General features: G+C 68.3%; 24 protein-coding genes and 1 tRNA gene. 9 read left to right on the forward strand and 16 right to left on the reverse strand.

Annotated features, from left to right (window positions below):
• Window positions 1-63: 63 nt before the first annotated feature.
• From lpxK to FKQ52_RS04680, 5 genes are all read right to left on the reverse strand, one after another.
• Window positions 64-1,065: a tetraacyldisaccharide 4'-kinase gene (gene lpxK, locus FKQ52_RS04660; protein WP_141626103.1), complete on the reverse strand. Its 1,002-nt coding sequence runs from the start codon at window positions 1,063-1,065 to the stop codon at window positions 64-66.
• A complete protein-coding gene (locus FKQ52_RS04665) occupies window positions 1,062-2,354 on the reverse strand; it encodes a 3-deoxy-D-manno-octulosonic acid transferase (protein WP_141626104.1) in 1,293 nt (430 codons plus the stop codon). The genes lpxK and FKQ52_RS04665 overlap by 4 nt, the downstream gene beginning before the upstream one ends.
• Before the next feature lie 2 nt (window positions 2,355-2,356).
• Window positions 2,357-3,043, reverse strand: coding sequence for a lysophospholipid acyltransferase family protein (locus FKQ52_RS04670; RefSeq protein WP_141626105.1), 687 nt, complete (start codon window positions 3,041-3,043; stop codon window positions 2,357-2,359).
• A gap of 169 nt (window positions 3,044-3,212) precedes the next feature.
• The gene (locus FKQ52_RS04675; protein ID WP_141626106.1) at window positions 3,213-5,048 is read right to left on the reverse strand and encodes an ABC transporter ATP-binding protein; all 1,836 of its coding nucleotides are present in this window, start codon (window positions 5,046-5,048) and stop codon (window positions 3,213-3,215) included.
• A gap of 40 nt (window positions 5,049-5,088) precedes the next feature.
• Window positions 5,089-5,661, reverse strand: a complete 573-nt coding sequence (locus tag FKQ52_RS04680) for a hypothetical protein (RefSeq protein ID WP_141626107.1) — start codon at window positions 5,659-5,661, stop codon at window positions 5,089-5,091.
• 78 nt (window positions 5,662-5,739) lie between these two features.
• On the opposite strand from FKQ52_RS04680, the gene FKQ52_RS04685 reads away from it, so the two are divergent.
• Window positions 5,740-6,405, forward strand: a complete 666-nt coding sequence (locus FKQ52_RS04685) for a beta-lactamase hydrolase domain-containing protein (RefSeq protein WP_141626108.1) — start codon at window positions 5,740-5,742, stop codon at window positions 6,403-6,405.
• Between the two features lie 15 nt (window positions 6,406-6,420).
• Here the strand turns inward: FKQ52_RS04685 and FKQ52_RS04690 are convergent, their stop codons facing one another.
• The 11 genes from FKQ52_RS04690 to FKQ52_RS04740 form a co-directional block, all read right to left on the reverse strand.
• Window positions 6,421-6,645 (reverse strand): hypothetical protein, encoded by a 225-nt coding sequence (locus tag FKQ52_RS04690; RefSeq protein WP_141626109.1) that lies wholly within the window; start codon window positions 6,643-6,645, stop codon window positions 6,421-6,423.
• Between the two features lie 45 nt (window positions 6,646-6,690).
• Window positions 6,691-6,939, reverse strand: a complete 249-nt coding sequence (locus FKQ52_RS04695) for a DUF4170 domain-containing protein (RefSeq protein ID WP_141626110.1) — start codon at window positions 6,937-6,939, stop codon at window positions 6,691-6,693.
• 76 nt (window positions 6,940-7,015) lie between these two features.
• Window positions 7,016-7,813, reverse strand: a complete 798-nt coding sequence (locus FKQ52_RS04700) for a 3'(2'),5'-bisphosphate nucleotidase CysQ (RefSeq protein ID WP_141626111.1) — start codon at window positions 7,811-7,813, stop codon at window positions 7,016-7,018.
• The gene (locus tag FKQ52_RS04705; protein ID WP_141626112.1) at window positions 7,810-9,162 is read right to left on the reverse strand and encodes a TldD/PmbA family protein; all 1,353 of its coding nucleotides are present in this window, start codon (window positions 9,160-9,162) and stop codon (window positions 7,810-7,812) included. The genes FKQ52_RS04700 and FKQ52_RS04705 overlap by 4 nt, the downstream gene beginning before the upstream one ends.
• 40 nt (window positions 9,163-9,202) lie before the next feature.
• The gene (locus tag FKQ52_RS04710) at window positions 9,203-9,622 is read right to left on the reverse strand and encodes an MAPEG family protein (protein WP_141626113.1); all 420 of its coding nucleotides are present in this window, start codon (window positions 9,620-9,622) and stop codon (window positions 9,203-9,205) included.
• 23 nt (window positions 9,623-9,645) lie between these two features.
• The gene (locus FKQ52_RS04715) at window positions 9,646-11,466 is read right to left on the reverse strand and encodes a M14 family metallopeptidase (RefSeq protein ID WP_141626114.1); all 1,821 of its coding nucleotides are present in this window, start codon (window positions 11,464-11,466) and stop codon (window positions 9,646-9,648) included.
• 47 nt (window positions 11,467-11,513) lie between these two features.
• Entirely contained in the window at window positions 11,514-12,143 is a 630-nt protein-coding gene (locus tag FKQ52_RS04720) for a hypothetical protein (protein WP_141626115.1), read from the reverse strand.
• Window positions 12,144-12,282: 139 nt separating this feature from the next.
• Window positions 12,283-12,627 (reverse strand): hypothetical protein, encoded by a 345-nt coding sequence (locus FKQ52_RS04725; protein WP_141626116.1) that lies wholly within the window; start codon window positions 12,625-12,627, stop codon window positions 12,283-12,285.
• 125 nt (window positions 12,628-12,752) lie between these two features.
• On the reverse strand, window positions 12,753-14,282 hold the full coding sequence (locus tag FKQ52_RS04730; protein WP_141626117.1) for a UbiD family decarboxylase: 1,530 nt from the start codon (window positions 14,280-14,282) through the stop codon (window positions 12,753-12,755).
• A 73-nt stretch (window positions 14,283-14,355) separates the two neighbouring features.
• Window positions 14,356-15,207: an aldo/keto reductase gene (locus FKQ52_RS04735; protein ID WP_141626118.1), complete on the reverse strand. Its 852-nt coding sequence runs from the start codon at window positions 15,205-15,207 to the stop codon at window positions 14,356-14,358.
• 26 nt (window positions 15,208-15,233) lie between these two features.
• Complete coding sequence (locus FKQ52_RS04740) at window positions 15,234-16,112, reverse strand: serine aminopeptidase domain-containing protein (RefSeq protein WP_141626119.1); 879 nt, start codon at window positions 16,110-16,112, stop codon at window positions 15,234-15,236.
• 120 nt (window positions 16,113-16,232) lie between these two features.
• Between FKQ52_RS04740 and FKQ52_RS04745 the strand changes: the two genes are divergently transcribed.
• From FKQ52_RS04745 to FKQ52_RS04780, 8 genes are all read left to right on the forward strand, one after another.
• Window positions 16,233-16,472 carry a DUF3297 family protein gene (locus FKQ52_RS04745; protein WP_141626120.1) on the forward strand — a complete coding sequence of 80 codons (240 nt, stop codon included), beginning with the start codon at window positions 16,233-16,235 and terminating at the stop codon, window positions 16,470-16,472.
• A 113-nt stretch (window positions 16,473-16,585) separates the two neighbouring features.
• Complete coding sequence (locus FKQ52_RS04750) at window positions 16,586-18,016, forward strand: M20/M25/M40 family metallo-hydrolase (protein WP_141626121.1); 1,431 nt, start codon at window positions 16,586-16,588, stop codon at window positions 18,014-18,016.
• A gap of 9 nt (window positions 18,017-18,025) precedes the next feature.
• Window positions 18,026-18,110, forward strand: a tRNA-Leu gene (locus FKQ52_RS04755).
• Window positions 18,111-18,179: 69 nt separating this feature from the next.
• Window positions 18,180-19,199: a LacI family DNA-binding transcriptional regulator gene (locus tag FKQ52_RS04760; protein ID WP_240811740.1), complete on the forward strand. Its 1,020-nt coding sequence runs from the start codon at window positions 18,180-18,182 to the stop codon at window positions 19,197-19,199.
• 82 nt (window positions 19,200-19,281) lie between these two features.
• Window positions 19,282-20,451: a fumarylacetoacetate hydrolase family protein gene (locus tag FKQ52_RS04765; RefSeq protein WP_370451040.1), complete on the forward strand. Its 1,170-nt coding sequence runs from the start codon at window positions 19,282-19,284 to the stop codon at window positions 20,449-20,451.
• Window positions 20,448-21,206 carry an SDR family NAD(P)-dependent oxidoreductase gene (locus FKQ52_RS04770; RefSeq protein WP_141626124.1) on the forward strand — a complete coding sequence of 253 codons (759 nt, stop codon included), beginning with the start codon at window positions 20,448-20,450 and terminating at the stop codon, window positions 21,204-21,206. The genes FKQ52_RS04765 and FKQ52_RS04770 overlap by 4 nt, the downstream gene beginning before the upstream one ends.
• 49 nt (window positions 21,207-21,255) lie before the next feature.
• Entirely contained in the window at window positions 21,256-22,683 is a 1,428-nt protein-coding gene (locus tag FKQ52_RS04775; protein WP_141626125.1) for a sugar porter family MFS transporter, read from the forward strand.
• Between the two features lie 107 nt (window positions 22,684-22,790).
• On the forward strand, window positions 22,791-24,233 hold the full coding sequence (locus FKQ52_RS04780; protein WP_141626126.1) for an aldehyde dehydrogenase family protein: 1,443 nt from the start codon (window positions 22,791-22,793) through the stop codon (window positions 24,231-24,233).
• Window positions 24,234-24,235: the final 2 nt, after the last annotated feature.

Raw genomic sequence — 24,235 nt, forward strand, 5'->3', positions numbered from 1 at the left:
TAACTGCGGCGGCTTTGCGCGATCAGATCACGCAAATTGTGCGCTGCGATAAAACTCTCGTGATCAGAGGGAACCGAGCAAGGACTGGAACCCCGTCTCGTCCTCGAAGGTCGCCTTGACCGGCCAACTGACCACGCGCGCGCGCCATTCGGGGGGCAGGCGGGACCAGTCCTTTTCGGTGGTGACGAGGGTGGCGCCGAAGGTTTCCGCCCGGTCGGCGAGGAAGCGCAGGTCTTCCTCCTTGAAGGCGGCGTGATCCGGGAAGGGGGCGAAGTCGGCCAGTTCGCCGCCCGCGGCCTTCAGCGAGCGTTCGACCTTCCACGGCTTGGCGATGCCGGCAAAACCGAGCAGCGGGCCGGAGGGAGGCGGACCGGCGGGCTCCAGCCGGGCGATGAAGACGGGCAGGGCGCCGAAGGTCTCCACCAGTTCCGGATCAGGCTCGGCCAGATCGGACGGCATCAGGATGACCACGGCGTCGGCGCGGGCCAGACCGGCCTTCAGCGGTTCGCGCATGGGGCCGGAGGGGAAGACGGAGCCGTCGCCGAAGGGCCATTCTTCATCGCGCGTCTCGCCGTCCACGACGATCAGGCTGAGGGTCTTCTTCAGGGCCGGATTCTGATGACCGTCGTCCAGCACCAGCGCCTGCGCGCCAGAGGCGGCGGCGGCCTTCGCTCCGGCCACACGGTCACGGGAAATCCACGCCGGGCTGTCCAGCGCCAGCATCAGGGGTTCGTCACCCACATCGGCGGCGGTGTGGGTGGTCAGGTCGACACGGACGGGGCCTTCCAGCTTGCCGCCGTAGCCGCGCGACAGGGCCTGGGCGTCGACGCCGGAGGCGCGCAGCAGACGCAGGACCTCGCGCGCGATGGGCGTCTTGCCCGATCCGCCCACGGTCAGATTGCCGATGGAGATGATCGGCACGCCGGGATCAACCGGCGTCGCCTTCGCGATCCGGTTGGCCGTGACGCCTGCCCAGATCCACGAGACGGGTTTGAGCAGCATCCGCGTCATGGCCGCGTGCTTGCGGTCGCGCAGGTACCACCATCTGGGGGTGCTGAGGCTCATCGGCGTTTCCGGGGCGCGGGCGGCAGCAGGGGATGCAGGCTGTCGATGAGCCGCTCCAGACCCGAGCCGGCCTCGGCGGCGGCCCGGCGGCCGCGTTCGCCCATGGCGCGGGCGGCCTTGTCATCGGCCAGCAGGGGCGTGAGAGCGCCCGGCAGGTCCCACGGGGCGGCGACGATCTGGAGACCGCCCGCCTCGACCAACGCCTCTGTGACAGCGGCCCAGTTGGTCATGTCCGGCCCGGTGATGGCGGGCTTGCCCAGACGCGCGGGCTCCAGCGGGTTGTGACCGCCGACCGGGGGCTTCTCCAGCGCCGCCGAGAAGCTGCCGCCCATGACGACGACGTCGGCCAGTCGCAGAAACAGACCCATCTCGCCAAGGGTGTCGGCGACGTAGAGGTCGGTGTCGTTGTCCGGCTGACGGCCCTGGGAGCGCAGGGCGAAGCGGTAGCCGTCCCGGGTCAGGGCGGCGGCGATGGCGGCGCTGCGTTCCGGGTGGCGGGGGATCAGGATCAGGCAGAGGCGGTCGGTCAGCTTGTCCAGCGCGCGGACGATGGCGATTTCCTCGCCGTCGTGGGTGCTGGCGGCCACGACCACGGGCCGGTCGCCGATGGCGGCGCTGAGCCTGGTGAAGGCCGCGCCGTCATGCGGCGGGGCCTCGCCCGCCAGCTTCAGGTTCACATGGCCGTCGATCCGGGCGCCGAGGCTTTCCAGCCGGTCGGCGGACACGCCGTCCTGCGGCAGGACCACGTCGAAGGCCGACAGGATTTCACGCGCCGCGCCGGGGAAGCGCCGCCAGCCGGCGACGGTCTTTTCGGTGATGCGGGCGCTGGCCAACACCAGCTTCACCCCGCGACGACGCGACTCCAGGATCAGGTTCGGCCACAGCTCGCTTTCGACGAAGATTCCGACGACAGGCTTCCATTTCGTCAGGAAGGCGTCGACGGCGCCGGGGGCGTCGACGGGAGCAAACTGGTGGATCACGCCCTCGGGCAGGCGGCGGGCCAGCAGGTTGGCGGACGTCAGCGTACCGGAGGTGACGAGGATGTTCAGGTCCGGGCGGACGGCGCGCAGCCGCTCGACCACGGGCAGCAGGGAGAGCGTCTCGCCGACGCTGACGCCGTGCAGCCAGACGACCTCTCCGTCCGGGCGCGGGACGCGGGTGATCCCCAGCCGTTCATCGACGCGAACGGGGTCTTCCTTGCCCTTCTTCGCCCGACCGTCGAGCAGGCGGGGGGCCAGAGGCTCCAGCATCCGGGTCAGGAGCCGGTAGAGGATCAGGGCGGGGCTCAAGGTCAGACCCGCTTCAGGCCGGTGATGGCGTCGGCCTCGGCCTCCACCGCATTGAGACGCTCGGTCCAGGCGGCGACGACGTCGGCCATTTCGGCGCCTTCGGGATAGTCAGCCGCGTCCCAGACAATGGCCCCCTTGCCGAAGGGCAGGGGCAGGACCGCCTTGTCCCAGCTGTTCAGACGGATGGCCGGATTGCAGCTCAGGCCGATGAACAGGGCGGGGGCGCCCGAAATCTTCGCCAGCATGGGCAGGCCCTCGGCCATCTGGCGGACGGGGCCGCGCGGGCCGTCAGGGGTGATGGCCAGACCGCCGACCTTCAGCTGCTTCAGCCCGTCGCGGAGGGCCTGTGTTCCGCCCTTGGCCGCCTTGGCCTTGTCCTTGTTGGTCGAGGAGCCGCGCACGGCGGGGAAGCCCTGACGGGCGACGGCCTTGGCGATGAACTCTCCATCCGCGCTGAGCGAGATCAGGGCCTTGGCCGGGGTGGCGCGATCCAGCGGCCAGCAGGCGGGGCTGAGGCCGATGCGCGAGTGCCAGAAGACGGCCAGCACGCCGCCGCCCTGTTTCCACACGGCTTCGGCCGCGCCCTCGTTCTGATGGGTCCAGCGGATGGTGGCGAAGCAGAAGCGCATCCATGCGGCGAGCACCCACGCCAAGGTGTTCTGGATGAAAGGAATGCGCAGGGGCCTCATGAAAGCCCTCCCCTCGAGCGGGAGGGTTGGGTGGGGTGGGGGCAGGTCATTGCAAGACGAGCCTTAAAGGCTCCGTCGCCTCGCGCGCCATACTCCGTGACAGTGTGCCGCCACCCCATCCCCCGGCCCCTTCCCCCTCGAGGGGAAGGGGAGATGTTCGACGGGACACTCACGACACCACCTCGACCGGATCACCGTCGAGGGACTGTTGTTTGGCCAGACGGGCGTAGAGGCCGCCTTTCTTCACGAGGGCCGAATGGGAGCCCTGTTCGACCACCTTGCCCGCCTCGATCACATAGATGCGGTCGGCGTTGCGGACCGTGGACAGCCGGTGGGCGATCATCAGGGTGGCGCGGCCCTCCATCAGACGCTCCAGCGCGGCCTGAACGAGGGTCTCGCTCTCGGTGTCGAGGGCGCTGGTGGCCTCGTCCAGCAGGAGGATCGGCGCGTCCTTCACGAAGGCGCGGGCGATGGCGATGCGCTGACGCTGGCCGCCGGACAGGCGCAGGCCCGCTTCGCCCGCGCGGGTCTGGTAGCCCTCGGGCAGGGCGGTGATGAAATCGTGGGCGGCGGCGCTGGCGGCGGCGGCCTCGATCTCGGCCTGGGTGGCGCCGGGGCGGCCATAGGCGATGTTGGCGGCGATGGTGTCGTCGAACAGGAAGGGCTCCTGCGTCACCAGCGCGATGCGGCTGCGCAGGTCGTGCAGCTTCAGCTCGCGGATGTCCCGACCGTTCAGGGTCACGGCGCCGGCGGTGACGTCGTAGAAGCGGGGCAGCAGGCTGAGGATGGTCGACTTGCCGCCGCCGGACGGTCCGACGAGGGCGATAGTCTCGCCCGGCTTCACGGTCAGGGAGACGTCCGACAGGGTCGGGGCGCCGCCCTCGGCCGCCGGGGCGTAGGCGAAGCTGACGTGGTCCAGCGCCACGGTGACCGGCCCGGCGGGCAGGTCGGCGGCGTCGGGCGCCTCGCGGATTTCCGGCTGGATGTCGAGCGAGCCGAACAGACGACGCGCGGCGGTCAGGCCCTCGGTCATCACGGTCTGGAGGTTGGTGACCTGACGCAGCGACTGGCCCGCCGACATCAGCAGGCCGATGTAGGCGGCGAAGGCGCCGACGCTCATCTGGCCCTGACGCGCCTGCCAGCCCGCATAGGCCATGACGGCGGCGACCACGATCATGGCGACCAGATTGGAGAAGGGACCGGCGAAGGCGCGGCTGTCGGCGGACTTGATGACGTGACGCTGGCGGCGGGCGACGACCTCGCCGACGCGGGCTTCCTCGGCCGCCTCCCGGTTCTCGATCTTGATCAGGCGGACGCCGTCGAGGTTCTCCATCAGGGCGGTCGACAGGTTGCCGGTCTCGACCATGGCGCCGGTGGTGGCCTTGCGCATCCGCTTGCCGAAGCGTTGAAGGACGTAAGCGATCAGGGGCGCGCCCAGCAGGACGATCAGGGTCAGCTTCCAGTCCGACCACGCCATGTAGGCGATGACCGCGATCAGGGTCAGGCTGTGCTGGGTGTAGTTGACCACGCCGTTGGTGAAGGCCTCGCGCACCAGATTGGCGTCGAACAGGACCGAGGCGACGAATCCGCCCGAATGCTGGCTGCGCAGGCGGGCCAGATCGGCGCGGATCATCGAGCCGAACAGCTTGACCTGAATGTCGCCGACGATGCCGTGGCCCAACCGGTTGACCAGCGCCGCCTGACCCAGCGCCGCGATGGTCCAGATCACCCCGGCCCCGACGATGATGGCGGGAATGCCGATCAGGGCATGCTCGGGCTGAATGGTGATGACGCGCCAGATGGTGACCGGCTTGCCCAGGAACAGGCCGTCGATGGCGGGTTGCAGCAGTTGCAGCACGGTCGCGGCCATGACGCCGACCACGGCGGCGCAGGCGATGGACAGGAACAGCGGCGTCCGGTGGTGCGAAAGATAGTCCCGCCAGATACGCCCCAGCAGCGGGCGCAGGGCTTCCTTCTCATCGTCGGCGGGGGCGGGCGTCGTCATCGCACCGAGGTCGGACGACGGGGGAAGGAAGTCAAGCCGCCTATGACTTGAGTGATGTCCGGGCGTCCTCGTCGGTGATCAGAATAACGCCTTCCGCGCCCTCGATGCGTTCGGCGGGCGCGACGGTGGGATTGGAAGGATAGCGTGAACCGTCGAACTTGAGCCGGGCTTCATAGCCGTTGATGAGTCCGCCGCCGCCGACACGCACACCGATGTCTGGCAAGCCGTTTGTTCGGGTTGAAAGCACCCGGACAGGGGCGCGAGTGACCGACGTGTCGCCCAGCACCGCATAGGTTCCGCCGGTCTTGCGCAGGATCAGCAGTTTGCAGCCTCCGCTGCCGCAGAATTCCGGTCCGACCAGATAGACCAGTGTCAGGGCCTGCTCGCCTTCGCCCACCTCGCGCGCGACGTACCCGAGCGGCGCCATCGCATCGGCCGTCCGCTCTTGCAGAAACGCCGTGAGAGCCGGGTCGGCGCCCGGTGCGGGCGTTGCGGCAGGCGCGGGGCGCTGCAGGTCAGCTGCGGAGCTTGCCTCGGTCGGCGTCCCCGTCCCGGCGCCGGGCCGGCAACCCACGATCAGAAGGGCCGTGGCGACAAGGGTGACAGCTTTCATGGCGGCTCTCCTGTGGTCGGTAGCGTAGACTCAAACCGCCAGATGACGATTGGCTCCAGACCCTCTATCTCCACACTCATGTCGTCCTACGATCTCTCCACCCGCGCCGGCCGCTTCAAGGCGCGCTGGGACTATGTCTGGAAGGACCACGCCTTCCTGCGGCGGTGGTTCATGAACGCCCACTGGCTGGGGCCGGATCTGGTGCGGACGAACCAGCCGTCACCGCGACAGCTGGCCTACTGGAAATCGCAGGGGATCAAGACGGTCATCAACCTGCGCGGGGCGCGGGATGAGGCCTATTATGCGCTGGAGAAGGATGCGTGCGAGCGGCTGGGCCTGACCCTGATCGACGCGCCGCTGGACAGCCGCGATCCGCCGCAGACGGATCGCATCCACCGGGCGAAGCGGCTGTTCGAGACGATCGAATATCCGGTGCTGATCCACTGCAAGTCGGGCGCGGACCGGGCGGGGATGATGGCGGTCTTCTATCGCCACTTCCATCTGGGCGAGCCGATCAGCGAGGCCATCGGCCAGCTGTCGAAGAAATACCTGCACCACCGCGAGGGGCTGACGGGGGTGCTGGACTATACGCTGGAGAAGTATCTGAAGGAGGTGGAGCCGACGGGCGTCAGCTTCCTCGATTGGGTCGACAGCCCGGCCTATGATCCGAAGGCGATACGAGCCGAGTTCAAGGGGCAGTGGTGGGGCACCCTGCTGACGGAAAAACTGCTGAAGCGGGAGTAGGGCTCAGCCCTCCGATCAGCCCCAAGGGCCGCGCGGGCCGTCCGGCGAGGTGGGATTGGATCCGCGCTCCTGCGCCAGTTCGGCCTCGCGGCGAGCCTTGCGCCGGGCTTCCCAGTTCCGGAACCAGCGGGTCCAGGCCATTTCATTGCGCAGGGCCATGACCCAGATCGCCAGAGACATCAGCAGGAAGACCAGCATGCTGATCTCCTCGACGCCGAGGGTGCGGCCAAACAGGGTCATGGCGCGGTCTCCGGTTCCTGAGGCAGGCACAATGCCTGCCCCGGCTTAGTGTTCCGCCGCGTCGCCGCGCGGGTCGATCAGGCGGTGGGCGTGCAGGATGAAGTAGCGCATGTGGGCATTGTCGACCGAAGCCTGGGCCTTGGCCTTCCAAGCCTTGCGCGCTTCCTCATAGTTGGGGAAGGCGCCGACGAACTCGATCTGGCTGACATCGCGGAAGACGGGCGCGTCCAGATGGCGCAGCTCGCCGCCGATGACGATGTGAAGAAGTTGGGCCGGATCGGCGTTCGTGGTCATGTTCTCGTTCCCGGGGGGAGGGCAGTCAGGGGTGTCACCGTCCCACGAGCAGGTTGAGATCACCTGAAGAGACGGATCAGCGGGGCGCGAGCGGAATAGGCCCTGTGCGCTTCAGGATCAACGGGTGGAGGCCCGGAGCGGCGCAGATCAGGCTGGTTTGTCGCGGATCGGGCTGGTTGAACCGCCACGGAAGACCGTGGTGGTCGCTGACCTTGGCGCCGGACTCCTCGGCGATCAGGGCGCCGGCGCAGACGTCCCAGTCCCATTTCGGCGTCAGAGCGATGGCGGCGTCGAAGGCGCCCGCGGCGACCAGGGCCATGCGGTAGGCGAGGGCGTTGCGCTTCTCATAGCGCATGGGCGGCCAGGGCTCGGGCCACAGCGGGCCCTCCATCAACCGGGCGTCGGCCAGCACCGAGGCGTCATCCAGATCGGTGGTGTCGGACGGGGTGATCGCGTGCTCATTCAGGCTGGCCCCGCCGCCGAGTGTGGCGACGAAGGTCTCGTTCAGCATCGGCGCATGAATGACGGCCGCGACCGGGCGGCCGTCCTCGACCACGGCGATAGGGATACACCACCACGGCTTGTCCTTCATGTAGGCAACGGTGCCGTCGATGGGGTCGACCACGAAGATGCGCCGCTTCGTCAGACGCTCGGCGGTGTCGGCGGTTTCCTCGGACAGCCAGCCGTAGTCGGGCCGGGCGGCCAGCAGCCGGTCGCGCAGCAAGGCGTCCACCGCCAGATCGGCGGAGGTGACGGGCGAGCCGCCGGACTTGGACCAGATCTTCAGACCGGCCTCGCGCTCGGACAGGGCCAGTTCGCCGGCGGCGAGGACCGCCTCGCGGATGAGTTCGAGATCGTCCGCGTAATCCGTCATTTGCCCGCGATGGCCACCGCGTCGAACAGCAGGGACGGGCTGTTGAAGCCGCCCCGGAACTCAAGGTCCGAGGCGGGGATCAGACGGGCCCACAAATCCTTCAGATTGCCCGCGACCGTGACTTCACTGACCGGATAGGCGCGCTCACCGTTCTCGAACCAGAAACCCGAGACCCCGGCGGACCAATCGCCCGTGTTGCCGTTCAGCGAGGGGCCGAACATGGAGGTGATCAGCAGGCCGGTCCCGGCGGCGCCCATCAGACCATTCAGGTCCTGCTCGCCGGCTTCGAGGTGCAGGTTGTGCGTTGAGACGCCGGGAGGACCGGCGAGGCCGCGCGAGGCGTGCCCGGTCGAGGCGAGACCCAACTGGGCCGCGCTGGAGCTGTTCATCAGCCAGGTGGTCAGAACGCCGTCCTCGACGATGGATTGCTTCCAGACCGCGACGCCTTCGTCATCGAACGGGGTGGAGCCGAGGCCGCGCGGACGGAAGGGATCGTCGATCAGGTTTACGCCCTTCGGCAGAACAGCCTGGCCGAGCCTGTCCTTCAGGAAGGAGGTGCCGCGGGCGATTGATGCGCCGGAGATGGCGCCCAGCAGGGGCGACAGGACCTGGGTGGCGATGCGGTTCTCGAAGATCACCGGTGCGGTGGTCGAGGCGATCTTGCGCGGGCCGGTGCGTTCGACGGCGCGCTTGCCCGCATAGGCGCCGATGGCTTCGGCGGAGGGCAGGTCGGAGAGGTGGCGCACGGCGCGGTGCTCGCCGCCGCGTTCCATGGCGCCGTCCTTCTCGGCGATGACGCCGACGCCCAGCGAGAAGGCCGAGCCCTGATAGGCGCCGTCGAAGCCGTGCGAGGTGACCAGACGCCAGCGGCTGGACGAGGTGGCGGCATGACCGCCCTCGGACTTGGCGACACCTTCCACGGACAGGGCGGCGGCCTCGGCGGCGGCGGCGGCGGCCTCCAGCTCGGCGGCGCTGCGCTCGGTCGGGTCATGAAGGTCGAGATCGGGGAAGGGGCCCTTGGCCAGACGATCCTGCGGCGCGAGACCGGCCCAGGGGTCTTCCGGGGCGAGGCGGGCCATGGCGACCGCGCGTTCGACCAGACGGGCGCGGGTCTTGTCCGACAGGTCCGAGGCCGAGACGGTGGCCTGACGCTTGCCGATGAAGACGCGCAGGCCGAGATCGCGGCTTTCCTCGCGTTCCACATCCTCCAGCGCGCCGTTGCGCACGCCGATGGAGAGGGAGGCGCGTTCGGAGGTCACCGCCTCGGCGGCGTCCGCGCCGGCCTTGAGGGCGGCGGCGATCAGATCGGGCAGGATGTCGGAGGCGGCGGCGTCACGCGGGGAGGTCATGCCCCGATATGGCCGGGCCTCCGTCCGCGCGCAACCGCCGTCAGAAGACGGCGGCGAAGATCAGCAGGCCCGCAGAGCCGATGAAGGTCAGATAGGTCAGGATCATGCCGAGCATCCGGCCGACGGCGGGCTGCTTCTCCTGACCCATGCCCCAGGCGTGCAGGACTCGGCCGATGAAAAAGGCGCCGCCCACGGCGTGAACGATGGCCGCGCTGTAGAAGACCGCGACCACGGCAAGGGCGACCAACGCCAGCGGGACATACTCAATGGCGTTGCCGAAGGCGCGGGTGGAGGCGGTCAGGGCAGGGTGGCCGCCGTCGCCGACCGAGACCTTCAACTTGCGCCGTCCGGCGCTGATCCGCATCGACAGCCACAGGATGAACAGCAGAGACAGGCCGGTCCAGAGGGCGACGGCGCGGAACGCCTCGGTATGAAAGGCCAGGGCCTGTTCGATGCTCATGGTGTCCCTCCCCGGGAATATGGTCAGTTTTCGCGCGCGACCGGATAGAGCCGGTAGTGATCATCATAGAACGGCGTGCGCTCGTAGAACCACTGCAGGCGGGCGTCGCCGTTGGCGGCGAAGTCGGGCTCGGCGGCCAGCTTGGCCTCGAACTCGGCCTTCAACGCCGGATCGGCGGCCATCATGCGCTCGGCCAGCGGGGCGATGGCGTAGCCTTCGATGTATTCCACACGGCTGAGGACCTCGGGGAACATGCCCCAGGCGAAGAAGCTTTCGGACGACTGCGGTTCCAGCAGCAGAACGACGATGTCGCCCAGCGGCTGGTCGGTCGGCACGCGGACCGAGCCGGCCGGGAAGGTCCAGTCGCGCTGGAGCGGCGTGACCTGCGTCACGGTCGTCTGGACGTGGCCCTCGTTGGCGCGCGTGGCGAGGCGCGGATCGTTCAGGCGCAGCATCTCGACGGGCACGGTGCGCGGAGCGGTCAGGGTCTCCATGGTCACGCCGTGGATGCGCAGGCGTTCGATGATGTCGGTGCGATAGGACGGCACCCAGTAGGCCTCGGGCCGGCGCAGGGTCAGCGTCGGGTGCGAGGCGTAGAAGGGCATCTGCCAGACCTGCGGGTCCGGTTGGCCCAGCCAGCGGATCTCCCGGCGGCCCGAGGCGGGGCTGTCGTAAGTCTCGTAGGTGATGCCCTTGAAGGCGCGCGTCGAGGACGGCTGTTCGTCAGACGCGAAGTTGGCCGGTATCTCGGCGGGACGCAGGGCGCTGTCGGCGGCGATGGCGGTGCGCAGGCCCGCCCCCTCGGTGGCCAGCAGTTTCAGGGTGCGCTCAAGGAAGACATAGGTTCCCAGAACGCGCTGTTCGTGCGGCTTGAGGCTGTGGTTCTCGATCAGGATGGTCGGGACGTGAGCCGCCGAGCCCCAGCCGTTGGAGAACCGCTCGCCCAGCCCGCCGTCGTTCAGGCCCGCGCGCGGGTTCTGGTCGTCGATGCCGAACACCAGTTCGCCGGGGATGTGGCCGCGGGCCTCGAGCGCCGCATTGATCGCGGGCTTGAAGGCGTCGTCCAGCCAGCGGGCCGTGGCGGGCGAGCGGGAATACAGGCCGTTCTCGCCATTGTAGCCGTAGGTGACGTCGTACTGGTAATCCATGCCGTCGGTGACGTGGATGTCGACGTAGAGGTCGGGCCGGTACTTCACGATCAGGCCGCGCACCGCCCGCATCTCGGGCTGGTCCAGCTTCAGGTAGTCGCGGTTGAGGTTCTGGTTGGTCGCCGTGTTGCGCCAGCCCTGAATACGGGGCCCGCGCTGGTTCGGGCGGCTGTAGGCGCTCGCGCGCTCGTGCCCGTCGACGGACAGGATCGGGATCAGGATCAGGTTGACCCGGTCCAGCAGGTCATCCTTGCCGTAGAAGGCGATGTCGCGCAGCAGCATCATGCCCGCGTCCTTGCCGTCGATCTCGCCGGGGTGGATGCCCGCCTGCGCCAGCAGCACCGACTTGGACGGATCGAAGGTCGCGCCGTCCTTCGAGGCGATGACGGCGTAGATCGGGCGGCCCTCGGGCGAGACGCCGAACTGTTCAATGCGGATCAGGTCCGAGGCGGCGTCCAGCCGGTCGAACCACGCGCGGGTGTCAGCATAATCGGGGCTGAAGTCGTGGTCGGGATCAGCCTCGAACGCGGTGACCCACGGGTCGGAGGCGTCGCGCAGCAGGTCGCGGCTGGCGCCGTTCCATTCCGGAGCCGGGGGCAGGAAGGGCTGATCCCACGGCGCTGTGTTGGAAACAGACTGGGCCATGGCGGGACTCGCGAACAGGAGGGCGGCTGCGATCAGAAGGGGCGTGCGCATGGCGCCCTTCCTCGACCAAATGACGGGTTGCCGCAAGCGGGTCAGGCTTAACCGGTGACCCCGAGCGCGGGCGACCAGGCGCCCGAGGCCATCAGGTGGATCGCGGCCTGAGACGCGCTCCACAGGCTGTAGGCGAGCACGATCAGAAGGGCGGCGATGACGACGGGGCGCCACGGCGCGAACGCCGCGACGGCGGTGGTGCTGAAGAATATGCCGAAGCCCACCCACAGGCGGACGGTGGACAGGGCGGCGAAGCCCGTGTTGACGCTCATCAGTCCGAGGAACAGCAGGCCGACGCAGAGGTTGGCTGTCATGATGCAGCCGAACACCAGCCTGCGGTGCTTCCAGAAATGCTGGTCGAGATCTATCCGGCCGTGTTGGCCCTCGGCCGTCAGGCGGGGGAAGGTCACGCTGGCGGCGACATAGAAGGTGGAGGCGATGATCAGCCCGACGATCAGCAAGGCCGAATTGAACGGCGCGCCGCGGAAGATCACCCAGGCCTGGTTCCAGAAAGTGACGACATCCAGCGCGACGAAGGCCGCCAGCACGGGGGTCAACCAGCCGAAGCGAACACGCTCCTTCTCATGCAGCACGCGGGCGAAACCGCCGACGAGTTCGGCGACGCACAGGCCCAGCAGAAGGCCGTAGAAGCTGAAGAAGAACTCGAACGCGCTCATGGCCCCACCCTTGTTCCGGGCAACCTATGCCTTGGGGCGCCGTCCGTCACCCTGTCCGCCCCCGCAAACGCAAACAGCCGGCGCCGCTCCCGGAGCAGGGGCGACGCCGGCTGTTGAAAGCCGGATGGGCCTTGCGGCGTCAGGCGCCGCGCTTGGCGACCAGGCGGTCGACGGTGGCCTGGGCCTCGTTGCGACGGGTGGTGTGCCCGGCGATCTCGGCGCGTTGGGCGGCGCTGAGACCACCGGCGGCGGCGCCCTGCTCCTGGATCGCTTCGATCTGGGCGTTCAGGTCGGCGACGGTGTCCTGGGCGTCCCAAAGCTGCTGTTGTTCAGCGGGGGTGAGGCGCGGCGGCTGCACGCGACGCGGACGCGAGGCGCCGCGGGCCGAATTGCGACCGGTCAGGACCTGCGCGTCGGAAATGGTCGGAATGCTGATCACCGGCATGGCGGTGGCGACGGCGAGAACGGCGATGAGTGCGCGCATGAGGGGCTCCGTGTCCAAGCGAAGCCCGGACGTTAGATTACAAGACTGTCATTTGGGAAGCGTTTTTCTGACACAGATGTTGCACTGCATCGTGAACAGCGGCGCCGGGAACACAACGGGCGCGACTACCTCCAGATCGGCGTCTTGTCGCCGGGCAGGCCGAGGCGGTCCCACATGTCTGAGACGCGGTCGATGACCTCGGTCTCCATGCGGATTTCCTCACCCCACTCGCGCTTGGTCTCCGGCTCCCACTTGTCGGTGGCGTCCAGACCGATCTTCGAGCCCAGCCCGCTCTCCGGGCTGGCGAAGTCGAGATAGTCGATCGGGGTGTTCTCGATCAGGGTGATGTCCCGCGCCGGGTCCATCTTGGTCGAGATGGCCCACATGACGTCCTTCCAGTCGCGGGCGTTGATGTCGTCGTCCACGACGATCACCCACTTGGTGTACATGAACTGGCGCAGGTAGCTCCACACGCCCAGCATCACGCGCTTGGCGTGGCCGGGATAGGCCTTCTTCATCGACACCACGGCGATGCGATAGCTGCAGCCCTCGGGCGGCAGCCAGAAGTCGGTGATCTCCGGGAACTGCTGACGCAGCAGGGGGATGAAGACCTCGTTCAGCGCTTCCCCCAGCACCGAGGGCTCATCCGGCGGGCGGCCGGTGAAGGTGGTGAGGTAGATCGGGTCCTTCCGCATGGTGATGGCGGTGACCTGGAAGACCGGGAAGGTCTCGACCGAGTTGTAGTAGCCGGTGTGGTCGCCGTAGGGTCCCTCGGCGTGGTGCTCGTCCAGCAGGACATGGCCTTCCAGCACGATCTCGGCCTGGGCCGGGACCATCAGCGGCACGGTTTTGCAGGGTACCAGCTCGGCCTTGGCGCCGCGCAGCAGGCCGGCGAACTGATACTCCGACAGGGTGTCCGGCACCGGGGTCACGGCGGCGAGGATGGTGCCCGGATCGGCGCCGAGCACGATGGCCGCGGGCAGGGGCTCGCGCGAGCCGGTCTTCTTGTGACGGGCGTAGTGCTGGGCGCCGCCGCGGTGGGCCAGCCAGCGCATGATCGCCTTGTCCTTGCCCAGCACCTGCATGCGGTAGATGCCGAGGTTGAAGTCGTCCTCGCGGGCGTCGGACGGCCCCTTGGTGACGACCAGACCCCAGGTGATCAGCGGCGCGGGCTCGCCGGGCCAGCAGCCCTGGATCGGCAGCGAGGTCAGGTCGATCTGGTCGCCCTTCAGCACCACCTGCTGCACGGGCGCGGTCTTCACCGTCCTGGGGCGCATGGCCATGACGGTCTGGGCCAGCGGCAGCATCTCCATCGCGTCGCCGAAACCGCGCGGCGGGGTCGGGTTGCGAAGGAAGGCCAGCAGTTCGCCGACCTCGCGCAGTTCGGCGGCGGTGGTGCGTTGCTTCTTCTCCAGCGTCACCCCCATGGCGACCCGCTTCACCGTCCCGAACAGATTGGCGAGGCAGGGGATGGGGCTGATCGTGCCGTCCGGCATGACCGGCTTTTCAAAGATCACCGCCGGGCCGCCGTTGCGCAGCAGCCGGGTCTGAATCTCGGTCATCTCGAGATGAGTGGAGACCGGCTCGCTTACCCGAACGAGCTCGCCCTCGGCTTCGAGGATTTCGATGAAGTCGCGCAGCGATTTGTAGGCCATGGGCGGAGGCTTAGGCGGACCGACTGGTTCTGTCACGCCGCCTTTGCCGTGTCGCGTCAGCGCAGACCCGACCTCAAGCCCATTCTTCGTCCCACTGGAAGGCCTTGTCGAGCCAGTCGCCGAGGCGGCCGTCGGGACGGGCGAGGGCGTGGATGCGGTCCATCTCTTCCGCCGACAGTTCGAAGTCGAAGATGTCGAAGCTTTCCTCGGCGCGGCTGACCTTGCTGGTGCGGGGGATGGCGATGATGTTCTGCTGGATCAGCCAGCGCAGGGTGACCTGACCGGCGGACTTGCCGTGCGCCTTGCCGATCTCGATCAGGGTCGGATCGGTGGCGATGTTGCCTTGGGCCAGCGGCGACCATGCGGTGATCGACGAGCCCAGTTCCTTCGCCGTGGCGATCAGCGACGTGAGTTTCAGGTAGGGGTGATACTCGACCTGGTTGGTGACCAGTTTCGCCTTCGACAGGGTCTGGGCGCGGGCGAAGTCGAACGACGGGAAGTTCGACAGGCCGATGCTCTTCGTGAAGCCCTGCTCCAGCGCCTCATTGAGGGCGCCCAGCGTCTCCTCGAACGACGGCTCGGGTTTGGGCCAGTGCAGCAGCAGCAGGTCGGGCGTGAAGCCCAGCGCCTCGGCGGACTCCTTCGCCTGCTTCAGCAGGTCGGCGCGGTGGAAGTGCGCGACCCAGATCTTGGTCGTCAGCCAGATGTCCTCGCGCTTCACATGGCCGGCGGCGATGGCGTCGCGGATGCCGTCGCCGACCGCCGCCTCGTTCTTGTAAATCCACGCCGTGTCGATGTGGCGGTAGCCGATACGCAGGGCCTCGGCGACCATCTTGCGGGCGTCGGCCGGCTCCAGATTCCAAGTCCCGAAGCCGAGCAGGGGGATGGTGTGGCCGTCGACGGTGATGGCGGGCTGGTCGGTCATGGGAAGGCTCCGGGCAGGGGAGGCGCTTACCTATGCTGTGACGCCGCCGGTTCAAGCAGCCAGTCCGCAATCTTGTCCCACAAAGGCTCCATCCCCTTCCGGAATGCGCCCTCGTGGCCGATGCGCTTCAGGCTGAAATCGGCGGGCGTGTGCACGGTAATGTCGCGCGGGGCGTTGGGATAGACCTGCATCAGGATCGGCCCGGTCGTGGGTGTGGCGATGGGATCGTCAGTGAATATCCACGAGTGGATCGGAGCGGTGACGGCGTCGAAGTGATGCGGCCTCAACTCATGCTTCAGCTCATCGAGGAAGTAGGGCTCCTTCAGGCACCAGCGTCGCCAGGTCTCGAAGACGCCGCGTGGCAGGTCGGTCCCGGCCCACAAGCCGCCGCCCTTGATATAGCCGTGCCGGACCAGGCTGAGCGGGCCGAAGCCGAGCCAGAAGAATAACTCCATGGGATTGTAGGACCGGTGGTGGCGGCCCCAGTAGCCGCTGCCAACCGAGACGAAGGCGTGCTTCGAAATCCGGTGCTGATTGGGCATGAAGCCGAGGAAATGGCCGCCGACGCTGTGGCCGACATGGACGACCGGCAGGTCCGGCGCGGCCTCGATCAGGGCGTCCAGCGCCGCGGGCATGTCGAGACGGCCCCAGTCGACATAGTCCATCTGCATCGCCGCCAGATCGTCTGGGCGCGAGCCCGCGATGCCGCGGAAGTCATAGGTCAGGACCGCCGCGCCCTTGCCCGCCAGATACCGGGCGAACCGGTCGTAGAACCCCTTGGGGAAGCCGGTGCCGGAACTGACCAGAACCGCCACGATCGGCTCGGAGGCGGAGACCAGCCGCATCGACAGCGGATAGCCGTCGGCGGCCGGGGCGGTGAAGTCGCGGATCGTCAGGTCGGTCACGATTGAGGTCCGTAGTGATTTGAAACGAACCTAGTGGATTGACCCGGCGTCAGGTCAAGAGCTTGGAGCCGGGCGACGGAACCGCTAAAGGCGGCGGCTGATTTGCCGAAGAGCCATTCCATGACCGACCTTCCTGACCGCCTGTCCGTCGATCCCGACAGCAAGTTCCACGATGCCGACCTGCTGGCGCAGGGCATCGGCGTCCGCTTCAAGGGCGAGGAAAAGACCAACGTCGAGGAATACTGCATCTCGGAAGGCTGGGTCCGTCTGGCCGTCGGCAACCGTGTCGACCGCCGCGGCAAGGCCCTGACCGTGAAGCTGCAGGGGCCTGTCGAGGTGTGGATCAAGGGCGACGCCTGAGCCCTGTGACGACCGTTGAGGGCGCTGCTGACACGCGGCGCCCCGACATGCTTCCCGGTGCGACAATGTGGGTCTAGGGTCCGGCTCCATCGTTGAGTCCCACCGGAGCCGCCATGCGTCTGTCCGTCCGTCTTCTCGCCGCCAGCGCCCTGGCGCTGGGCTTCGCCGCCCCGGCCTTCGCGCAGGACGCCGCGACCATCCAGCGGGCCGAGCGCATTCGGGACGCGGCGCTCGAGCAGAACATCGCGCTCGACTACGTCACCCGCCTGACCACCACCTTCGGCGCCCGTCCGGCGGGATCGCCCTCGGAGCAGGCCGCCGCCGAATGGGCGGCCGGCTACATGCGCCAGCACGGCTTCCAGAACGTCCGCATCGAAACCTTCCCGCTGATCGGCTGGGAGCGGGGCGAGGAGAGCGCCTCCATCGTCGGCGCGCATCCGCAGCGTCTGGTGGTCGCGGCGCTGGGCCATTCGCCCGGCACCAACGGCGTGATCGAGGCCGAGGTGGTGCGCTTTACCAGCCTTGAAGACCTGAACGCCGCCCCGGCCGGCTCGTTGACCGGCAAGATCGCCTATGTCGACGCGGGCCAGATGGTCCGCATGCAGGACGGCGCCGGCTATGGTCCGCTGACCCGCATCCGGGGCGCGGGGCCCGCCGCTGCGGCGTCCAAGGGGGCTGTGGCCTTCATCATGCGCTCGGTCGGCTCGGACGAGCACCGCATGCCGCACACCGGCACCACCCGCTATGTCGAGGGCCGCGTGCCCCTGCCGGGCTTCGCCCTGTCGGCGCCCGACGCCAGCCAGCTGTCGCGCCTGATCGCGAGCGGCGAGACGGTGCGTCTGCGTCTGTCCTCGACCGCCCATACCTATGAGACCGTGTCCCAGAACGTGGTCGGCGAGATCACCGGCGCCTCGCGTCCGAACGAGGTGATCGTGCTGGGCTCGCACATGGACAGCTGGGATCTGGGCACCGGCGCCATCGACGACGGCGCGGGCGGGGCGATCACCCTGGCCGCCGCCAAGGCCATCGCCGAAAGCGGTCGTCGTCCGGCCCGTACGGTGCGCGTGGTCCTGTACGGCTCGGAAGAAGTGGCCCAGCCGAACGACACCGGCAACGGTGGCGGCGCCTATCTGCGCGGCATCGGCGCGGCGGTGGAACAGCATATCATCGCGGGCGAAAGCGACTTCGGCGCCGACCGGGTCTATGCCCTGCAGCTGCCGCCCGGCGCCCAGAACAGCGCCTTCCAGCGCGCCGCGACGCAGGTGCTGTATCCCATCGGCGTGCTGGCCTCGGCCGAGCCGGAACTGCACGGCGGCGCCGACGTCGGGCCTCTGGCCGAGGCGGGGGTGCCGGTGTTCGGCCTGAGCCAGGACGGCACCCGCTATTTCGACCTGCACCACACCGCCGACGACACCCTGGACAAGATCGATCCGGAACAACTGAGCCAGAACGTGGCCGCGTGGGCCGGGCTGGTGTACCTGATCGCCGATTCCGACGTGGACTTCCGGGCCCTGCGCTCGGCGGCGAGTGCGCCTGCTCACTGACGGATCGCCGCGAGCGTGGCGAAATTGGTAGACGCAGGAGACTTAAAATCTCTCGGCTTCGGCTATGCGGGTTCGAGTCCCGCCGCTCGCACCATCTGTGGCCCATTGGCGTATGGCCCCGCATCGCTCTAGGTTCGGGCGAAGCAGTCAACGGGGCAGGGACGTGAACAAGGCCGTCAAGATCGACGACGTGGCGCGTCTTGCGGGCGTATCGCCCATGACCGTGTCGCGGGTGATGAACCGCGCGGCCGGTGTGCGGGAAAAGACCCGCGAGGTCGTACAGGCCGCGATCGAGGAGCTGGGCTATCGCCCCAACGCCGCCGCCCGCAATCTGGCGCGAGCCGGGGCCGGGCGACTGGGCATGCTCTATTCCAATCCCAGCGCCGGATACCTGACCCAATTCCTGCTGGGCGCGCTGGAAGGCGCGCATCAGGTCGGCGCACAGCTGGTGCTCGAGAAATGCGAAGCCGATCCTGACAGTGAAAGGGCGGCGGTGACGCGGCTGGCCGAAGGCGGGGTGACGGGCGTTGTCCTGCCGCCGCCACACGGCGAGAGCTGGGCGGCTCTGGCCGCGGTCAAGGCGAAGGGGCTGGCGGTGGTCGCCGTGGCGCCGGGCCGGTTCAAGTCGGCGGCTCCGGCGATCCGCATCGACGACCTCGCGGCCTCGGCCGAGATGACCCGCTATCTGCTGGAGCTGGGCCATCGCCGCATCGGCTTCATCAAGGGCGCCGCCAACCAGACGGCCAGCGCCGAGCGTCTGATCGGTTTCGAAACCGAGGTGGCGGCCTTCGCAGAGCCGGTGGAGGCGCTGATCGAGGCGGGCGAGTTCACCTATCGCTCGGGCTTCGACGCGGCGGAGCGACTTCTGGCGGCTGACCCGCCGCCGACAGCCATCTTCGCGTCGAACGACGATATGGCGGCTGCGGCCATCGCGGCGGCGCACCGGCGTGGGCTGGACGTGCCGCGTGACCTGACCGTGGTGGGCTTCGACGACATTCCGGTGGCGCAGGAAATCTGGCCCGCCCTGACCACCGTCCGTCAGCCGGTCGCCGAGATGGCGGAAACCGCCGTGCGCCTGTTGAGTGAGACGCAGGGCCCCGCCGACGAGGGTGAGAGCGGCGTCCAACATCTGATCCGGCACCAGCTCATTATTCGCGACTCCTCCGCGGCTCCGCGCGGCTAGAGCGCCGGCCGCCCGTCACGGGCCGCTTGACAGCTCATCTTTCTGGAAGAATGTTAGCGCTAACATCTGACGTCCCGCACGTATGGGGCGCGAGGGGGAAGCGTTGCGTATACAGGACTACCTTCCGGCCGATTGGCCCGAAGCCATACTGGCTGGGCGAGTGCAAACCGGGGATGGGCCGTCGCCCGTTCTGGTTCGCGAAGGTCGTCTGATCGACGTCAGCCTTACCGCCCCCACCATGGCCGACCTGCTGGCGCGTCCTGACGCGGCGACGGTCGAGGGCGTGGATATGGGGCCTATCGCGGATATGGACTTCCGCACGACCTGGAGCGGCGGCGACATCGAGCTGCTGTCACCGGTCGACCTGCAATGCATCAAGGCCTCGGGCGTGACCTTCGCGGTCTCTGCGATGGAGCGGGTGATCGAGGAGCGCGCGCGCGGTGATTCCACCGCCGCCGAAGGCATCCGCGCCGATCTGGGCCGTCGCATCGGCGGCGATCTGTCGGCGGTGAAGCCGGGCTCGGAGCAGGCGCAGGCCCTGAAGGCCGCCCTGATCGCAGACGGCATGTGGTCCCAGTATCTGGAAGTCGCCATCGGCCCAGACGCCGAGATTTTCACAAAGGCCCCGATCCTGTCGTCGGTCGGCTGGGGCGCCGAGGTCGGCGTCCATCCCGGCTCCGCCTGGAACAATCCTGAGCCTGAAGTGGTGCTGGTTTGCGACCCGTCGGGCCGGACGGTCGGCGCATCGCTGGGCAACGACGTCAACCTGCGCGACGTCGAGGGCCGTTCGGCTCTGCTGCTGGGCAAGGCCAAGGACAACAACGCCTCGGCCGCCATCGGCCCCTTCATCCGCCTGTTCGACGGTCGGTTCGGCATGGACGACGTCCGCAAGGCCGAGGTGCGCCTGGAGGTCATCGGACCGGACGGCTTCGTCATGGACGGGACCAGCAACATGGCCCTGATCAGCCGCGACCCGGAAGAGCTGGTGCGACAGGCGGCGGGCGCCAATCACCAGTATCCGGACGGCTTCGCCCTGTATCTCGGCACCATGTTCGCGCCGGTCGATGACCGTGGCCCGCCGGGGCTGGGCTTCACCCACAAGGTCGGGGACCGCGTGCGCGTGTCCTCGCCCAAGCTGGGCGTGCTGGAGAACATTGTGACCACGTCGGACAAGGCGCCGCCGTGGGTGTTTGGAGTGTCGGCCCTGATGCGCAACCTGGCGCAGCGCGGCCTGCTGGGGGCGAGCGTATGAGTGCCGCGATTTATCCGTCGCTGAAGGACAAGCTGGTCGTGGTGACCGGCGGCGGCTCGGGCATCGGCGCCGCCCTGACCGACGGGTTCGCCCGGCAGGGCGCCCGCGTGGTGTTTCTGGACATCGCGGTCGAGGACTCGAAGGCGCTGGAGGCGTCGCTGGCCGGCCTGTCGCCCGCGCCGGTCTTCCATCCCTGCAACCTGACCGACGTCGAGGCCCTGCAAGCCTGTCTGGCCGAGATCGCCGCAACGCACGGCCCGGTCGAGGTGCTGGTCAACAACGCCGCCAACGACGACCGCCACGCGCTGGCCGAGGTCACGCCCGCCTATTGGGAGGACCGGATCGCGGTGAACCTGCGCCATCTGTATTTCGCGACCCAGTCGGTGGCTCCGGCCATGCAGGCGGCGGGGCGGGGGGTGATCCTGAACCTCGGCTCGATCAGCTGGCATCTGGGGCTGCCCGAACTTTCGCTCTACGAAACCGCCAAGGCGGGGATCGAGGGGATGACGCGGGCGCTGGCGCGGGAACTGGGCGCCGACGGCGTGCGGGTCGCCTGCATCGTGCCGGGCAATGTGAAGACCCCGCGCCAGATGAAATGGTACACCCCGGAAGGGGAGGCGGAGATCGTCGCGGCGCAATGTCTCAAGGGCCGGATCGAGCCGCGCGACGTGGCCGCGCTGGCGATGTTCCTGGCGTCGGACGACGCCCGCTTCATCACGGGACATGAGTATTTCGTGGACGCCGGCTGGCGCTAGGCCGACGGTGATCTGAACGGGCCGATAGAGCCCTCTGGGAGGATTGAGAATGGCAGGACCGACGGGGGGCTCAGGCCCTGACATCGCGGGTGATGACAAGGTCAACATCGGCTTCATTATCGCCATCGTGGCCGTCGCCACGATCGGTGGTCTTCTTTTCGGCTATGACTCGGGTGCGGTGAACGGCACCCAGGCGGGGCTGCAGGCGCAGTTCAATCTGGACGCCAACGGGCTGGGCTTCACGGTCGGTTCGCTGCTGATCGGTTGCGCGTTCGGCGCCTTCTTCGCCGGTCGACTGGCGGATCTGGTCGGTCGTCGCACGGTGATGATCGTGTCGGCCGTGCTGTTCCTTGTCGGGGCCCTGATCCAGGGTGTCACCGACGTGCACGCCGTCTTCGTCGCCGCGCGGTTCGCGGGCGGCATGGCGGTCGGCGCGGCCAGCGTGCTGTCGCCGCTCTACATCTCCGAGGTCGCTCCGGCGAAAATCCGCGGACGGATGAGCACCGTGCAGCAGGTCATGATCATCAGCGGCCTGACCGCCGCCTTCCTGGTGAACTATTTCCTCGCCCAGAACGCCGGCAGCAGCTTGGGCGAGATCGCCGGGACGACGGCATGGCGCTGGATGTATCTGGCGCAGGCCGCGCCCGCCGCCGTCTTCCTGCTGGCCCTGTTCCTGATCCCGGAAAGCCCGCGCTATCTGGTCATGAAGGGCAAGGACCAGGCGGCCCGGGCCGTGCTGACCAAGTTGTTCGGCGCGGAGGCGGCTGCCCGCAAGATCGGCGAAATCCGCGCCAGCTTCACCGAAGGCCACCGCCCGAGCTTCAGGGACGTCACGGGCAAGTTCGGCTTCCGTCCGATCGTCTGGGCCGGTCTGGTTCTGGCGACCTTCCAGCAGTTCGTCGGCATCAACATCATCTTCTACTATGGCGAGACCCTGTGGCGGCTTGCCGGGGTGTCGGAGGAAGTCGCGCTGGAGCGCAACATCATCTCCGGCGCCGTCTCCATCGGCGCGGTGCTGCTGGCGCTGGCGGTGATCGACAAGATCGGCCGCAAGCCCCTGCTGCTGATCGGCTCGGTCGGCATGGCCCTGACGCTCGGCGCCATGACCTGGGCCTTCAGCGGCGCCGGCGCGGATGCGGCGGGGAACCTGACGCTGAGCGCCACCGCCGGCATGACCGCCCTGGTCGCCGCCAACCTGTACGTCATCTTCTTCAACTTCAGCTGGGGCCCGGTGATGTGGGTCATGCTGGGCGAGATGTTCCCGAACCAGATGCGCGGCTCGGCGCTGGCCATCTGCGGCCTGGCCCAGTGGGGCGCGAACTATCTGGTCGTCCAGAGCTTCCCGGGCATGGCCGAAGGTATCGGTCTGGTCGGCACCTACGCCCTGTACACGGCCGCCGCCGTGATCAGCGTCTTCCTGGTCCGCTCCTTCATCAAGGAGACCAAGGGCAAGGAACTGGAAGAAATGACCGGCTGACCATTCTCCCCGAACGGAGTACGGCGGGCGGCGCTTCGGATGCCTATCTGATGCGTCGCCCGTCGGGCTTCGACCTGTACGACTGACTTCTCCAAGGAATACCTCCCATGACCGACACCCTCGAGCTTTCGCACTGGATCAACGGCGAGCGCGTCGGGGGTGATCGCCCGGCCGAGAGCACCAACCCCTCTGACACGCGCGAGGTCGTGGCCCGCACGCCGGACGGCTCGGCGTCGGACGTCGATGATGCGGTGGCGGCGGCCAAGGCCGCCTTCCCATCGTGGTCGGAAGCCTCGCCGGAAGCGCGCTCGGATGTGCTGGACAAGGCCTCCAACCTGCTGATGGAGCGCAAGGAAGAGGTCGGCCGTCTGCTGTCGCGCGAGGAAGGCAAGACCCTGCCGGAAGGCATTGGCGAGACCGCTCGCGCCGCCCGCATCCTGAAATATTTCGCCGGTGAGGCCCTGCGCCTGCATGGCCAGAACCTGGCCTCGACCCGTCCGGGCGTGGAAGTCCAGACCTATCGCCAGCCGGTCGGCGTCTATGGCCTGATCACCCCTTGGAACTTCCCCATCGCCATCCCGGCCTGGAAAGCCGCGCCCGCGCTGGCGTTCGGCAATACGGTGGTGCTGAAGCCCGCCGGTCCGACCCCCGCGACGGCCGAGGCGCTGGTCGCCATCCTGCATGAGGCGGGCCTGCCCAAGGGCGTGCTGAACATGGTCATCGGTCGCGGCGGCGTCGGTCAGGCGATTGTCGATCACAAGGACGTCGCGGGTATCTCCTTCACGGGCTCACAGGGCGTCGGCGCCGGTGTGGCGGCGGGCGCGGTCAAGCGTCAGGCCCGCGTGCAGCTGGAGATGGGCGGCAAGAACCCGCTGATCGTGCTGGACGACGCCGATCTGGAGCGGGCGGTGAATATCGCGCTGGATGGCTCCTTCTTCGCCACGGGGCAGCGCTGCACCGCCTCCAGCCGCCTGATCATTCAGGACGGCATCCACGACAAATTCGTCGCCCTGCTGGCCGAGAAGGTCGCCGCGCTGCGCGTCGGCGATGCTCTGGACCCGAACACCCAGATGGGCCCGGCGGTCAGCGAGGCCCAGATGGAGACCTCCTACACCTACATCGACATCGCGCGCGGCGAGGGCGCCCGCATCGCCACCGGCGGCGATCGTCTGAAGCTGGACAAGCCCGGCTGGTACGTCCAGCCGACCCTGATCGCCGACACCGCCGCCGACATGCGGATCAACAACGAGGAAGTCTTCGGTCCCGTCGCCTCGACCATCCGCGTGAAGAGCTACGAAGAGGCTCTGGAGATCGCCAACGGCGTCGAGTTCGGCCTGTCGGCCGGTATCGTCACCAGCTCGCTGAAGCACGCGCGCGACTTCCAGCGCCGCGCCAAGGCGGGGATGACCATGGTCAACCTGCCGACCGCGGGCGTCGACTATCACGTGCCGTTCGGCGGGACGAAGTCGTCCAGCTATGGCGCGCGCGAGCAGGGCTTCGCCGCCGCGGAGTTCTTCACCACCATCAAGACCAGCTACAGCGCGGGCTGACC

This window comes from Brevundimonas sp. M20 (assembly GCF_006547065.1).
Taxonomy (GTDB): Bacteria; Pseudomonadota; Alphaproteobacteria; order Caulobacterales; family Caulobacteraceae; genus Brevundimonas.

Excerpts from the sequence above, each read along its gene's own strand:
- lpxK (WP_141626103.1), bottom strand. The coding sequence starts at position 1,065 with ATGAGCCTCAGCACCCCCAGATGGTGGTACCTGCGCGACCGCAAGCAC.
- FKQ52_RS04670 (WP_141626105.1), bottom strand. The coding sequence starts at position 3,043 with ATGAGGCCCCTGCGCATTCCTTTCATCCAGAACACCTTGGCGTGGGTG.
- FKQ52_RS04675 (WP_141626106.1), bottom strand. The coding sequence starts at position 5,048 with ATGACGACGCCCGCCCCCGCCGACGATGAGAAGGAAGCCCTGCGCCCG.
- FKQ52_RS04680 (WP_141626107.1), bottom strand. The coding sequence starts at position 5,661 with ATGAAAGCTGTCACCCTTGTCGCCACGGCCCTTCTGATCGTGGGTTGC.
- FKQ52_RS04685 (WP_141626108.1), top strand. The coding sequence starts at position 5,740 with ATGTCGTCCTACGATCTCTCCACCCGCGCCGGCCGCTTCAAGGCGCGC.
- FKQ52_RS04690 (WP_141626109.1), bottom strand. The coding sequence starts at position 6,645 with ATGACCCTGTTTGGCCGCACCCTCGGCGTCGAGGAGATCAGCATGCTG.
- FKQ52_RS04695 (WP_141626110.1), bottom strand. The coding sequence starts at position 6,939 with ATGACCACGAACGCCGATCCGGCCCAACTTCTTCACATCGTCATCGGC.
- FKQ52_RS04700 (WP_141626111.1), bottom strand. The coding sequence starts at position 7,813 with ATGACGGATTACGCGGACGATCTCGAACTCATCCGCGAGGCGGTCCTC.
- FKQ52_RS04705 (WP_141626112.1), bottom strand. The coding sequence starts at position 9,162 with ATGACCTCCCCGCGTGACGCCGCCGCCTCCGACATCCTGCCCGATCTG.
- FKQ52_RS04710 (WP_141626113.1), bottom strand. The coding sequence starts at position 9,622 with ATGAGCATCGAACAGGCCCTGGCCTTTCATACCGAGGCGTTCCGCGCC.
- FKQ52_RS04715 (WP_141626114.1), bottom strand. The coding sequence starts at position 11,466 with ATGCGCACGCCCCTTCTGATCGCAGCCGCCCTCCTGTTCGCGAGTCCC.
- FKQ52_RS04720 (WP_141626115.1), bottom strand. The coding sequence starts at position 12,143 with ATGAGCGCGTTCGAGTTCTTCTTCAGCTTCTACGGCCTTCTGCTGGGC.
- FKQ52_RS04725 (WP_141626116.1), bottom strand. The coding sequence starts at position 12,627 with ATGCGCGCACTCATCGCCGTTCTCGCCGTCGCCACCGCCATGCCGGTG.
- FKQ52_RS04730 (WP_141626117.1), bottom strand. The coding sequence starts at position 14,282 with ATGGCCTACAAATCGCTGCGCGACTTCATCGAAATCCTCGAAGCCGAG.
- FKQ52_RS04735 (WP_141626118.1), bottom strand. The coding sequence starts at position 15,207 with ATGACCGACCAGCCCGCCATCACCGTCGACGGCCACACCATCCCCCTG.
- FKQ52_RS04745 (WP_141626120.1), top strand. The coding sequence starts at position 16,233 with ATGACCGACCTTCCTGACCGCCTGTCCGTCGATCCCGACAGCAAGTTC.
- FKQ52_RS04750 (WP_141626121.1), top strand. The coding sequence starts at position 16,586 with ATGCGTCTGTCCGTCCGTCTTCTCGCCGCCAGCGCCCTGGCGCTGGGC.
- FKQ52_RS04765 (WP_370451040.1), top strand. The coding sequence starts at position 19,282 with ATGGGGCGCGAGGGGGAAGCGTTGCGTATACAGGACTACCTTCCGGCC.
- FKQ52_RS04770 (WP_141626124.1), top strand. The coding sequence starts at position 20,448 with ATGAGTGCCGCGATTTATCCGTCGCTGAAGGACAAGCTGGTCGTGGTG.
- FKQ52_RS04775 (WP_141626125.1), top strand. The coding sequence starts at position 21,256 with ATGGCAGGACCGACGGGGGGCTCAGGCCCTGACATCGCGGGTGATGAC.
- FKQ52_RS04780 (WP_141626126.1), top strand. The coding sequence starts at position 22,791 with ATGACCGACACCCTCGAGCTTTCGCACTGGATCAACGGCGAGCGCGTC.